The organism is Blautia wexlerae (assembly GCF_013300825.1).
GTDB classification, from domain to species: domain Bacteria; phylum Bacillota; class Clostridia; order Lachnospirales; family Lachnospiraceae; genus Blautia_A; species Blautia_A wexlerae_B.
Window position 1 is genome coordinate 32,090 of record NZ_JAAIMY010000013.1, and the last position, 13,730, is coordinate 45,819.

Below are 13,730 nucleotides of genomic sequence, written 5' to 3' on the forward strand. Positions count from 1 at the left end.
TGAGCCGTACTGTCTGTGCTTCAAAAACAAGAGGCCGCCAAAGTAAAGTGGCCTCTTATCATTATCTTTCTGTCCAGTCAAGGCGGCCCTGACATTCATAATTTCTAAAATTCACTGGCGGATTCGGAAAAAATCCAAAACCTTTTTACTGCCGGATTCGTCCAATGGATAGCTTTCTTTTACTTGCCCTTTTTCCATATGGACTACATACGAACATCCCGCCATCACCAACTCCGGATCATGCGTAATAACAAGAAGCGTTTTGCCCTGATCCGCGAGTGACTTCAAACTCCGCGCAACTTCCCTCATATGTTTGAGATCAAGCCCGCTTGTTGGTTCGTCAAACACAATGATCTCCCGGTTACTCACAATGGCAGACGCGATCGCTACCCGCTGTTTTTGCCCGCCGGAAAGAGAAAGCGGGTGCCTGTCTTTATATTCCAGCAGATCAAACTGTTTAAGGATTTTATCCACAACAGTTTCATCCTTGTTGTCCATGCTCAGAAGCACTTCATCCGCCACGCTTTCGGTAAATAGCTGATGGCTGGTATCCTGCATTACCATGTAGCAATGTTTGAGCCGGGCTTTCCAATCAAGGGTTTTCCCCTCAACCTGCAAAAAGCCACACTTCTTTTCCAGTCCGCAAATACAGCGGGCCAGAGTAGATTTTCCAGCGCCATTCAGACCGATAATGGCAATCGTTTCTCCAACAGGCAGTTCTGCACTCGGAATATGGAGGCTTTCCGGTTCCCGCTTTTTATACGCAAAGCAGAAATTTTGAAATTCCATCTGTTTAGCTGTATGCGCCTGATACTGATTCGCAGGCTTCAACTTCGAGAGAGAAAACGGCCGCAGCCCTATTTCTTTTCGAGTGCCATCCGATAAGCTGTCAAATTCAGCAGGCGTGTATTCCCGTTCAATCTCCCCATCTTTTACATACAGCACACGATCTGCAAGATCGTGAAGGTAGTAAAGGCGGTGTTCTGCGATCAGAATTGTTTTGCCCTGCTTTTTCCAGAGGCTTAGGACCTGCCGCAGGTCATCAATAGCAGCCATATCCAAATTAGAAGATGGTTCGTCCAGGACCATAATTCCCGGCAGCAATACACTTGATGAAGCACAGGCTATTTTTTGCTTTTCGCCTCCGGACAGAGCAAACACGCTTCGCCCCATCAAATCTTCAATATGATAATCGGAAACTGTCCGGTCAATCCTTTTCAGGATATCCTCCTGAGGATAGCCTAAATTTTCACAGGCAAAGGCTAATTCACTATCCGTATCCACGTTGAAAAACTGACTTTTGGGATTCTGGAATACAGATCCCACCATAGCAGCCAAGTCATAAAGCGGCGTATCTGATACGCTTTTTCCGTCCAGAAGGACATCGCCCTCTAATTTGCCCTCGTAATAATGAGGCACCAGCCCGTTTACCAAACGGGTAATCGTTGTTTTCCCACAGCCGGATTCTCCCGTGAGTAAAACAAATTCCCCTGTGTTTATGGTGAGATTGACATTTCTAATCCCTCCGCCGCTGGATTCTTCACCATAAGAAAAAGAAACATTTTGAAAATCTATCATGGCAAAATCCCTCCTGCGGAAATTATCGGGGAAGCAATCGCCCAAAACACTACAAAGCAACAAAACAAGATCAGCACCACATCGGCAAAATTGAATTTAAGCTGGCAAATGTTTGTGCGTTTGACAGGAGCGCCGAGGCCACGGGTAATTGCCGCAGCGGAAAGTTCCTCACCGATTTTCACGGAGCAGGTAATCATCGGGATCAGCTTATACTCCAATATTTTTGAAGATTTTTTCCCTCCAAGTTTAATCCCACGCATTTTCATAGCGTCACTGATTGCTTCTGACTCCTGAAAGACAGTTGGAAAGAAGCGGAACATGACCGTTAAGGGGATCGTCACTTCTTTAGGCATATGGATTCTTTCCATGCCGGAAATCAATTCACTGACCGTTGTTGTTTTCACTGCATAGGCAGCAATCGCAACACTGGGAAGGATTCGGCAGAAGAATCCTATTGTAAACAGAACAAGGAAATTCAATATCCCCGTAAGGTGCGGCAAAACATAAATTTGGACAGCATAAAAAACAGAAAACACAGCAATATAGCCCACAGCTTTTGCACATTGTTTCGAGGTAAGCAGCAATATAGCCGGAACCACACAAAGAACAAGGCGGATCAGTCCCATAGCTTCTCCGCCTGTTCCACCCATGACAAAAATGCTTATGATGAAGATGAGCAACAGTTTTGTACGCGGATCGAGCCGCAACCCTTGTTCTGTTTTTTTGCTGAGCAGAATTTCCCGCGCCATTATGCAATACCGGCACGCTGGAAGTGCTTTTTGCAAATGGCTTTCCCAATCATACCTCCGACAAGGCCAAACACAAAGCAGGCAACCAGCAAAATAGGCGCAATCCACATAGGCATATATGTATTAAGGGTAGCTGCATATTCAGCGCCGTATCCTTCAGTCAGCATTACCATATAGCTTTCACGGTTCAGGAAAATGGGAGCAAAGTTGCCAAACACCCAGATGCTGAACACACCGCAGGAAAGAACTGTACTCTTTGCACTTTTGTAGTCTGCCTTTTTCAGGATCACGTCAGCCAACAGGCCGCCAACAAGACCAGTTACCATAGTAAGATAGCCGTTGCCGAAGAACACCATGATTAGGCCAATCAGGAAACCCATGATTGCAGTCATCCCGAATTTTTTAGCCTTTGTAACATACAGCATATAGGGGATGCCGCCAATCAAAGGACACAGCACCGCCATCAGCGGAATAAAAATGGGGATGAAGCCAAGCATCGCCACCAGCATAACAATGACGACATAGATGACGGTGTAGATGCCGATAGTAATTAAATCTTTTCCCTCAAGCCGGGAACTTTTTTTCTGGGAACTCATACCAGTATCCTCCTATCTAAAAAATGGTGTAGTTAGCATTTTCTAACTACACCACATATAATAACAATTTACGCCTACATTTCCAACCCAAAAACGGTTTTATTCTACCCAAAATCGGTATTTTTTAATTTTAACCAATCGTATTTTCCGTTTTATAGTTTTTAGGAATTACCCCATACTTCTTTTTGAATGCCGCAGCAAAGTTACTCGGTTTTGAATAGCCTACAAATGCTGCCACCTGACTTACGTTCAAATTACTTTCTAATAGTAGACTTGCCGCCTTTTCCAATCGCTGATCTATAATATACGCATGAACCGATGTTCCAAACAGCGAGGAAAAACCCTTTGACAATTTTGAAGTACTAATATTGACTTTTCGCGCCAATTCCTCACAACTTGGTGCCAAAGCAAGCTGACTGTCAATGATTCTCTTCGCTTCTATGATGGATTCTCGGTCACTTCTGGAAATTGCTATATAAGTTGACGCAAGAATACTCAGTTCCAAAATCTCACTCAAATATACAGATAACAACTCAAAAACTTTGCTTTCCAAAAACAGGTATCCCAATCCGCCGCGATATTGCGTGAAGTCTTTCAGTTCCGCAAAAATGTGCTCCATATAGGGAGTAATACCTACTTTTGATATACCTTCCAATAGTTTTTTCTGATAAACCTCAATCTCACCAACATCAAAATAGTCATTCATAATTTTACGGAAATACGACAGTGGTACTTTTACATTTTTGAAAAGGAAATCGTTTTGTTTGGAATAGCACAGATATTCCATTTTCCCGTGTCCACGATAAATACAGGACTCACCTTTTTGTATGCTGATACTTTGTCGGCTATCTGCAATATTCCAGGAAACACCATCATTGAAGCAGAACAACATTTGAATGTATTCTTCGCTACTCACTCCCTGCACGTTCATATCTGAAAAATAATTCATTTTCCAGTCCGAAACAACTGCTCCCTGTTTCGTGACCACCTGTAAAATCTGCCCTGTCCCCATGTCTGCTGGAATATCTATGGTTATTGTCTGCGGTGAATTAGAGAGCAGATCACGATAAAGATTATTCATGTATTGGTTTGTCATGTACAAGCATTCCTCCCGAAGTTAGATAAGACTAATTAAATTTTACAACTTCCAAAGTAAAAAGTCAAATTTTGTAATCATGTAAAAAGCAGACACTACTTAATGTAAATTACAAACTTCACTTACTTCCATTTCTTTCTGCATCTCACAAGACGATAAAGTCACTTTTAAAACCCATTGTACTGACAATTTAATATTAATTCTCATTATTCTCCCTGCACATCGCTAAATTATCTTATAAATATGGCATTTTAGGAACACCTGACAGTTCGAGAGTTAATTTTATCTGAAGTTCATATTTATCGTGCTTTTATTGCAAGTAATAATGTTTCTGATAATTTAGCTGTTCTAAAGTGCATTTTTGTCAATTGGTTTAAAATTTTTTCCACACTCTGATAATTCCACGACATTAGGCTATCTACAGTACTAACTATGTTTTTACCACAAAAAACTTTATAGGTCAATCTCCATGTCCATTGATCCATCCCCACTTGCTTTATATCGGTAATATACGTCTCATAGCGCAATCTTCCTTGAGTAGCCACCGATATTCTGCTTCCTACTGGCGCAACAAGAAATTTCGGTTCTAAAAGTTCTATCAGGATTGGGACATTTATATTCAAATTTTTATCTAATTTATACAATAATTTTTCTTGTTCATCCCTTTTTAAATGACCAAGTACTCCCATGCACATTACACCACTTATTTTATCTCGAAATGAATATTTACCTACATCTATCGGCAATAGAGAAATTCTCTCTTTAACTTCATTATGCTCCATTAATCTTGCCATAAACGCTGTTCTCATATAAGCCGATGGTTCTAAAGCAATTATTTCTTTATCACATATCATATTAGCCATCTCTATTGTTGTTTTTCCAGTTCCTGCACCTATATCCAAAATGATTCCATCTAAATCCTTAACCATATCAGCAAATTTGTTTAAAACAATTTTTTTGTTCCCTATCTGTGAAAGAGCTGATAAATCATAAAATTCTACTGTCTCTCCGTATACATTCTCAATTTCATTCAATCCCGTCATTCTCCTTTTTTATTAAATGTCTTTTTTCCAAATCATAAAATATATTTTTTATGTCACCAAAATTGTCATAATCAACGATATTCATATAGCCCACTTTCTGACATATTTCAGACCATAATTTTGATACATATATTTGATATTGCGCCATGGACATTTTTTCTGTTCTATTTTGCTTAAATAAAATCTCTAAAGCTTTCTTTACTGCATCCGGCCATATTTGTTCAAACGTTTCTTTTACTGATGGTAACATTACATTTCCTATAGTAACACCAGAGGGTATATTTACTTCCTCTTCTACATTAATACTTAGTGTTCCATATTCATCTCTTGGCATATGCAAGAAAGGAAGCCATATTACCGGACCATGGGTATTGACCAGACAGAGCCGCCCTGTGGAAAATGTCAATTCTATTCTATGATATAAATGTAATGGATGGTCTATATCGTTACGATCCACATTGGTATTCACTATAAATGTTACCGGAACCATTCCAATTATACCACTAATAACTCTGTTACCCCCTCCTGCCATAGAAGTTGTATAAGATTCTGCTACATTTCCCAATTTCCATGTTGATAAGCCTCCCAACGCACACCCCAATATATCTATTCCATCATATAATACATGTATAGCGCATTCCAAGGATGCATTTATAAGATGAGCATGTTTACTTATTATTTGTGCCGCCTCTAAAAAATCTCGAATTGGCTTGATATACCGATAAAATGGATTCAACATAAAAGCGGCACTTCCGGATTCTCTTATACAATTAACAATTTCTACCTCATGAGCAGGATGTTCTAATAATGTTGGTATCCCTTTTGCAAGTATACTTTTAGCTATATTGGCACCGTTTCCACCTCCAGCCGCATTAGGTACAACTACACATGCTGCATCAACATTTTGATTTATTTCTTTAATATCCGTATACATTGGCACATTTAGATTCTTTGAAAGAAGTCTGGATCTATCGCTTCCTTTTCCCAATATACCCATAAGCTCATATTCTTTACTTTCTGCAATAGCTTTCAAATAAATTTTCCCAAATCCTGTTCCACATACTAAAATCTGTTTTTTCTTCATATCTTTCCCTCTGATTTGAACTTATCTATTTTTTTAAGTTCATCTAACACTTGATATTTTTCAAGATAACTTGCCATTGTATAAATTCCATCCTTCCTAGGCATTTCAAATATTGCATTGGCAGTAATCGCTAATATTTCGCCAGTTAAAACACTCGGATTTTTTCCTTCAAAATAAATGCATCTACTATCATTTCCTTTATTTTGTCTTACCCATATAAAAGCTTTTTGGTTGCTATTTTTCTGTCCCATTAATGCATTTACTAAATCTTTTTTTTGACAATGCGCCTTATTTACTATTGAAAATAAACTTACAGGTGCCGCCGTATATGAATCAATATTAAGCATATATTTCCCTTGTATAATTTCTTGAATTTCTTCTGTAACATATGGCAATATAGATAATTTCGAAATTCTTGTTGGAAGATTCAGCGGACTTCTTTTCTGAGCAGGTAAAATTTTTCCATTTCGCACACATGCCATAGGAATTCCAGCTTTATAACTTTTTATTTCTTCCACATAATCGATTGCGGCAGCTTTTGAAAAATTATAGACACCTCCAATAATCATCTCTATTAAGTCATCATTGAAAGCTTCTTTAAGCACAGAAGACAACATCCATCCTGATAACCCCGGAAATATTCCCGAACCAACTATAGCGGTACCTTTCATGCTAGAATTCCTCATTTTTCTAATTAAATGAATTCCTCCTGGGTCAACATACGGAATATTCTCTGCCATTGCTCCAAGTAACATTTTTTCACTATAGTCTGCGGAAGGTCCGATTGCTCCTATTACCAAATCACTTCCTTTAAAGAATTTTCCAATATTACTTTCCTTATCAATATCAAGTTCAAATAATTGGATGTTGGGAGCCATATACATTCCTGTATCTTTTATTGTTTCTATATTCCGTACACTGACTCTTAATGAATAGCCTAACTTACTTAAAACCTTACACGCTGTCACACCAACAGTACCTGTTCCGCCAAGAATACAGATTGTTCTGCGATTATTTATCATTTTCTAGTTCCCTCATAATAATATCAAAAATGTCATTACTATTAGATTCAAATTCTCTAACGTTACCTAAAACAGCCTTTTCCCAAGATTTAATAGCAACTGAATTTCCGTCAATTATGCTTATATCTCCTAAATATAAATCACTTTCTTTTGCTTTAGATGGATTTATTAAAAAAATGCGGTTAATAATAATGTTTTCCCCCAATAGTTCACTTGCCTTAGTTATGCATAAAGAAGCCATTTCGGAAAAGGCAATAATATATTTCTTTTTAACATTTATGTCTTCATGACATCTTTCAATTATTTCTTGCCCTCCCACTCTCTTACAACTTATGTTTGAAGCGCTCAACTTTTCTATAAGAACATCTCTTATTTCATTTTCGTTATCCCCAAATATATATACAACAGTATATGAATTTCTTGTTTGATTTCCTGCATTACTATGCATTTGATTTTTTGAAGGATTTTTACAATCCGATATATACTGAGCAATCCCCATAATTGTTGGCATCGTCAACGATGCCCGTAATATTTCATCAAATCTCATGCCTTGTGCTTCTTGTATGTCACTAACTATGCGCCCAGAAATCTGAGATAATAACAAAGAATCAAGTCCATTTTCTAATAAATTATCTTCATAATCAATATAATCATTTCCAGAAATAGAGCATACGATTTTTTTGATACTTTTAGCAAGTTCTACATATTCCTTCTTTTGCGAAATTAAAGTTGCTTTTGCATTATGCTTTACCTTGATGTTCTTTTGTATACTCTCTGCCAGTCCTTTTCTGTCTATTTTGCCATTAGTAGAAAGTGGAAAACTCTCTACATTTACAAACTCTGAAGGAATCATTGCTGGTGGCAAAAAAAAGGCTAACTGCTTTCTGTATTCTTCTTTCGTATAGGAAATGCTCGATATTTTATTTTTTATAAAAGCTATCAGCACACCCTTCCCTATACTTTGATTATAAACCACGCAACAATCTTCAATATTTTGCATTCCACGTATTGCATTTTCTATTTCCGCAATTTCTATTCTATGCCCATTGATTTTTACCTGATTATCTAATCTGCCTAAAAATTCAATGTCGCCATTCTCTACATATCTTCCATTATCTCCAGTGAGATAAATCCTGTTCTTTTCTTCTTCCAGATAAACAAATTTTTCTTTTGTTAATATTGTATCTCCTAAATAGCCTTCTGCCAAAGAATATCCTCCTATGGCAATTTGCCCCGAAACATATTCCGGACAAATTCTCAATTCCTCGTCTACAACTCCCATCCACTGTCCAAGCAAAGCTTTTCCATATAATATAGTAGGCCTTTCTTCTATTTCATCAATTTCATGATATATAGACCAAATCCCACCTTCCGTAGCGCCTCCCAAACTAATCATTTGAGCGTTGGTCATAATCTTTCTTAGTCTTCCTGGCAGACTAGTATTTATCCAATCTCCGGATAACAGTACTAATCTAACTGTCGGATAACTCTCCGATTTAGACGCAAAAGCATCTAACATTTCCGCCTGCGCTGGAACACTATTCCACAAGGTCACTTTGTATTCATTAAGTAATCTGCCCCAATGGGATGCATCTGGTCCTTTTTCTGGATTCGGTAATACTAATGTTCCACCAACTCCCAATACACTAAATATATCAAATACAGAAAGATCAAATGACAGTTCCGCAATACCAAGGATTGTATCCTCTTCCGAGATATTATACATATTTTCAATAGATATAAGAGTATTTTGTGCCGCAGTATGTGACATTACTACACCTTTAGGCTCTCCTGTAGAGCCAGAAGTAAATATTACATATGCAATAGGATTTTGGAATTCTGGATGCTTTTCTAATCGGTATTCCAAATTCTGAAGTATCATATTTACTTTTTTCTCATCCAATTCCACAATAACATTTGCTTTTGATAAAATTTTTTCTTGTCGTGCCAATGGCTGTTTTATATCAATAGGTAAATAAGAAAATCCAGCAATCAAAACACCCATTACTGCTGCAATTTGATTTACAGATTTTTTCATTCTTATCGCAACCAGTCCAGTTCTATTTTCCACAAATTCTTTTCTTAAATAACCTGCTATATATTCTGCTCTTTCCAACAATTCTCCATATGTCACTGTTTCAACAGCATCTATTACGGCAGTTTTATTAGAATTCTTTTTCGCATACTTAACAAATCTCTGTTGAATACGAGATTGATTCGTAATACCTTTATTTCGTTCGCAAATTACTTTTTTCTTACTCGCACTTGGCACTATAATTTCCAATGGATTCTTCCATTCTTCCGAATGTTTTATTCCAAGTATTCTTATTGTTTCAGTAAAAGACTCAAACATCTCCGTTACAATAGATTCTTTTATCGCACCTTTTCTTGTATCCCAGCTTATCATCAGGCCTTTTTCTTGATCTTCTGAATCTATCTCATCGACTATCTGACAATCAATCCATACTTGAGGGGTATGACTAAACCCATATTCAATAGTGCCTACAGTGCCATCAGTCTTCAAAACCCCTGTAAATACGATCGGCATTAATAATTCCTTTTCTTCAGACACTTTACTCAGTTCTCTTAGCACTTCGACACCAGAAAAAGAATTATGCTCTAAATCCTCCATCAATCTTTTTGTAATTTCTTTGACTCTTTCTATAAAACTCATATTTTGAGTTACATTTACTTCTAGCAAGTTCACTGCTGTAAAGTCTCCTACTATGGAATTAGTATTATTTCCGATAGTTGGTCTATTTTGAATTGGTAAATTGAGTGTAAAATGTTTATTCGAACTCCACCTTGAAATAACTTCTGCGTATATACCAATAAGCACCGATGAAACTGTTACTCCGTATTCTCCTGCAATTTCCTTTATACGTTTCCAGTCAGACTGATTAATATGTTTCTGAAATCGATAAAATTCATATGTATTTTCACACTTATCTGCGGCTCGTCCATCTTGTGGAAGAATTGGAGCCTCCGGTAATTTTTTCAGTCTTTCTAACCAATACATTCTATCCTGATGCCATTTTAAACTTCCTTTACGTTGTTGATTGAACATTGCATAATCTGAAAACTTATACCTTATTTTTTCTAATGAAGCTCCTTTCAAAAGTTCTCCCATTTCAGAAATCAGAAGTTGCACACTTGCAAAATCTGAAACAATTAAATCAACAAGTAGATGGAAAAAATTTCCTTCTATACGCTTCGTTATTAGCACTTTAAATAATGGAGGTTCCTCCGTATGAAAAACATATTCACTAAAATCTTCCCTAATCTTAGATAAAGTATCTACTTTTTCCCTCTCTGCCATTTTTTGTAGATTTACTATTTTAATTTCATAATCAATCTCATCTCTCTCTAAAATTTCAAATCCGACCTCTGTTACTTTCGCTCTTAGCATTTCATGCCTATTTACCAATACTTTCCAAGCTCTTGATAGTTCTTCTGCACTGTAGGAACCAAAATCAACCTCAATATATCCTTTACATCCAATTCCACCCCACTTCACAGCTTCTGTTTTTCCAACTAAATAGGCTGCTTGCACATCAGTCAAAGGATATACATTAGTTTCATAATCATTATCCGTAATAAACTCGTCTATCGTTTGTTTTTTCTTCAAAATTTCAATTATTTCTTCTTTATATTTTTTAACTTTCTCTTTAGAATTTTCTGTAAAATTCCCTTTGGAATCTTTATATTTTAATTTTCCATCAACAGTTTCAAAAGTAACGCCTTTTTTTTCAAGCTCTACTAATAATTCTCCTGCTACTTTTTTCGTGTCCTGCATTTTTTAAATTTCCCCCTCTTCTACAAATTCTGCTATATCTGTATTTTTTCTCTTATCAACCAATTTTGTTAGTGCGTTAATTGATGGATTCATAAAGACCTCTTTCATGCGTACCTCTATTCCGCAACGAGCATTAATAGCCGCAACAAATCTAGCCGCAAGCAAGCTGTCTGCACCTATCTTAAAAAGGTTCTCATCCAAATCAGCCACTTTATTTTTCAATAGCTCCTCCCAAATCATCAGTACAATATTTAATACTTTGTCAGACATTATTTCCACACTATCAGTTTTCTGATATTCTGCCAATCTTCTTCTATCAACTTTTCCATTTGCATTAAGAGGAAAATTTTCTAATCTGTTTATAGAATTCGGTATAGAATACTCAGGAAGATGTATCTTAAGATAATCTTCTATTTCACTCTCTGCAATGTACTCTCCCAAGTAAAATGCAACTAATTCTTTATGGTATTTATCCCCCTGAGCAACAACTACGGCTTCTTTTATTCTTGAAATACTTTTTAATACACTTTCAATTTCTCCCAACTCAATTCGATGTCCACGTATCTTTACTTGGGTATCCATTCGCCCTAAAAACTCTATCGTTCCATCTGCCCATCGCCTTCCCCGATCTCCTGTTCTATACCAACGTTCCCCTTTTACATCCGTAATAAACTTTTTCATTGTTAGCTCTTCATCATTAATATAGCCTTTCGCCAGACTTCCACCTCCAATTTGCAATTCACCAGGAATATCAACTCCGCACTCCACAAAATTTTCATCCGTAATCCTATATTTCTGTTTTGGTAATGCTTGCCCATAAGGAATAGAATTCCACAATTTATCTACTTTTGAAACGCAATAATAGTTGGACCAAATTCCGCCTTCTGTCGCTCCGCCCAACGCTACAAATTGCGAGTTTGCTGAAGTTACTTTATACCATTTCTCCGGTAAATATAAAGGAATCCAGTCCCCTGACACTAATGCCAACCGCAATTTACCAAAATGATTATTTTCCCCCATTATCAAAAACATGTCCAATAACGCGGGGGCACTATTCCAAATAGTAATTCCATAAATCTCTATCAGATTTTTCCATACTTCTGGATCTCTAAAGTCGTCTTCATCAATTAAAACAATTGTCCCTCCAACAGTTAAAAGACCAAATATGTCAAAAACCGACAAATCAAAATCAAATGCTGATATATTTAATACGGAATCTTCCGCACCAATATTCCACATATGTAAAATTTCTTCTATTGTATTCATTGCAGCCACATGACTCATTTCTACTCCTTTAGGTTCTCCGCTAGAGCCCGATGTATAAATAATATAGGCAGTATCTTTTGAATTATTTTCAATACACCCAGTCCATGGATTCTCTTCTAAAAAGGCTTCATCCTGCAATACAAGAGCCGGCTTGACATTTTCTATGATTTTTTTCCGACGTCCTAACGGCTGCTTCATCGCAATCGGAACATACGCTGCACCTATTGCAAGAATTCCTAACAATGCAGCTACTTGTCCAATACCTCTCGGCAATATAACTACAATCTTATCATTTCTTCTTACTCCTCTTTGCCACATATAGTTTGCTGCACGCAACGCATATAAACGCAACATCTTATAAGAAACTTTCTCATTTTCATAGATAAGCGCAATTCTCTCTGGATATTTCAATGCATTTTCATAAAATTCTCCATGTAATGTTTCCTTTCTATTAGAAAACTCTCGATCGTTCATCATATACATTTCCTTTCCTCAACTATTCCACATTCTTTTTAAGCCATTCTACGACTCTCACAATAACCTCATCTTCTATAGTACCGCCTTCATCCTTTAATGGAGAACTTACCTTAGAAAGTGAATGTCCCAACCCTTTAAACAAAATTATATCTGCATTATTCCTTGCTGCCTTTGCTATTTGCACAGCTTCTACCGGAGAAATCCATCCGTCATTCAAACCATGAAGTACTAAAATAGGTAATTGGATTTTTTTTATGTCATCTAATATTCCTGCCCATGTTTCTCCAGGAGCATTTTCAGCAAATCGAATTAAAGTAGTAGGATCTGCAACTATTTCATCTGCCAATGGTATCCAATTATCTATTATGCTGAATCTTCCTTTCCCTTCTGGATCAAGTTCTTCATTAAATTTCATATTTCCCTCCTTATCCGTACCAAGAATAAGTAAATACAGAGAGAAAGAGATAGATGTGGAGTCCGGTATGCAATTCAAAAAATCCGAAATTTCTAATATGCTATCATTATTGTTATCCAACTCTTTCAACTTTTCTACTGTAAGTTCGCGCAATATATAAGAGAAATAGGAACTCCATCCTTCTGCAATACCCGACTGAAGAATCAAAGCCTGCGCATTCGGAAAATCTGAAACTAAAGTTGTACAAACTCGTACTCCTTCACTCCATCCATAAAACAGAATTCCTTCCACTTCAGACAAGCCAGAAACAAATCTCGTTACCTCTCTGGCATCCCGAATAATTATTTCTATATCATAATTTTCTCTTTTATCATAACGAAATACCGCATATCTAGCTTTCACAAACCCTTCGCTCAATAAATCAAAATTACGGGATACTATACCTCCCATGGATTCAACTGTAGCGTGCCGATCAGATGGACCGGAACCATGAAATAAAATAATCGTTTTCCATTGACCTTGCCTTTCTGGCAAATCTAATTCTCCTGAAATTTTCATTCCATTTTCCAAAGTAATTTCCAATTCTTTTACAAACATATTTTTATTCT

The 13,730-nt window shown here is 36.9% G+C and carries 10 protein-coding genes; all 10 read right to left on the bottom strand.

All coding sequences use genetic code 11. From position 1 onward, the window contains the following. Positions 1 to 111: 111 nt before the first annotated feature. Complete coding sequence (locus G4417_RS08445; RefSeq protein WP_054335617.1) at positions 112 to 1,578, bottom strand: ABC transporter ATP-binding protein; 1,467 nt, start codon at positions 1,576 to 1,578, stop codon at positions 112 to 114. Continuing rightward, the gene (locus tag G4417_RS08450) at positions 1,575 to 2,327 is read right to left on the bottom strand and encodes an energy-coupling factor transporter transmembrane component T (RefSeq protein ID WP_055222061.1); all 753 of its coding nucleotides are present in this window, start codon (positions 2,325 to 2,327) and stop codon (positions 1,575 to 1,577) included. Before G4417_RS08450 ends, G4417_RS08445 begins: the two co-directional genes overlap by 4 nt. Beyond that, positions 2,327 to 2,923, bottom strand: a complete 597-nt coding sequence (locus tag G4417_RS08455) for an MptD family putative ECF transporter S component (protein ID WP_015535748.1) — start codon at positions 2,921 to 2,923, stop codon at positions 2,327 to 2,329. Before G4417_RS08455 ends, G4417_RS08450 begins: the two co-directional genes overlap by 1 nt. A 130-nt stretch (positions 2,924 to 3,053) precedes the next feature. Further along, a complete protein-coding gene (locus tag G4417_RS08460) occupies positions 3,054 to 4,019 on the bottom strand; it encodes a helix-turn-helix domain-containing protein (RefSeq protein WP_015528443.1) in 966 nt (321 codons plus the stop codon). 299 nt (positions 4,020 to 4,318) lie between these two features. Beyond that, positions 4,319 to 5,053 carry a class I SAM-dependent methyltransferase gene (locus G4417_RS08465; RefSeq protein ID WP_055222064.1) on the bottom strand — a complete coding sequence of 245 codons (735 nt, stop codon included), beginning with the start codon at positions 5,051 to 5,053 and terminating at the stop codon, positions 4,319 to 4,321. Further along, positions 5,046 to 6,146, bottom strand: a complete 1,101-nt coding sequence (locus G4417_RS08470; RefSeq protein WP_055222066.1) for a Gfo/Idh/MocA family oxidoreductase — start codon at positions 6,144 to 6,146, stop codon at positions 5,046 to 5,048. The genes G4417_RS08465 and G4417_RS08470 overlap by 8 nt, the downstream gene beginning before the upstream one ends. Continuing rightward, entirely contained in the window at positions 6,143 to 7,168 is a 1,026-nt protein-coding gene (locus tag G4417_RS08475) for an NmrA family NAD(P)-binding protein (protein WP_118721479.1), read from the bottom strand. The genes G4417_RS08470 and G4417_RS08475 overlap by 4 nt, the downstream gene beginning before the upstream one ends. Next, positions 7,158 to 10,964, bottom strand: a complete 3,807-nt coding sequence (locus G4417_RS08480) for an amino acid adenylation domain-containing protein (RefSeq protein WP_138344131.1) — start codon at positions 10,962 to 10,964, stop codon at positions 7,158 to 7,160. The genes G4417_RS08475 and G4417_RS08480 overlap by 11 nt, the downstream gene beginning before the upstream one ends. A 3-nt stretch (positions 10,965 to 10,967) precedes the next feature. Next, positions 10,968 to 12,707 carry a non-ribosomal peptide synthetase gene (locus G4417_RS08485; protein WP_171030276.1) on the bottom strand — a complete coding sequence of 580 codons (1,740 nt, stop codon included), beginning with the start codon at positions 12,705 to 12,707 and terminating at the stop codon, positions 10,968 to 10,970. A 19-nt stretch (positions 12,708 to 12,726) separates the two neighbouring features. Then, on the bottom strand, positions 12,727 to 13,719 hold the full coding sequence (locus G4417_RS08490; protein ID WP_138344130.1) for an alpha/beta hydrolase family protein: 993 nt from the start codon (positions 13,717 to 13,719) through the stop codon (positions 12,727 to 12,729). Positions 13,720 to 13,730 lie beyond the last annotated feature (11 nt).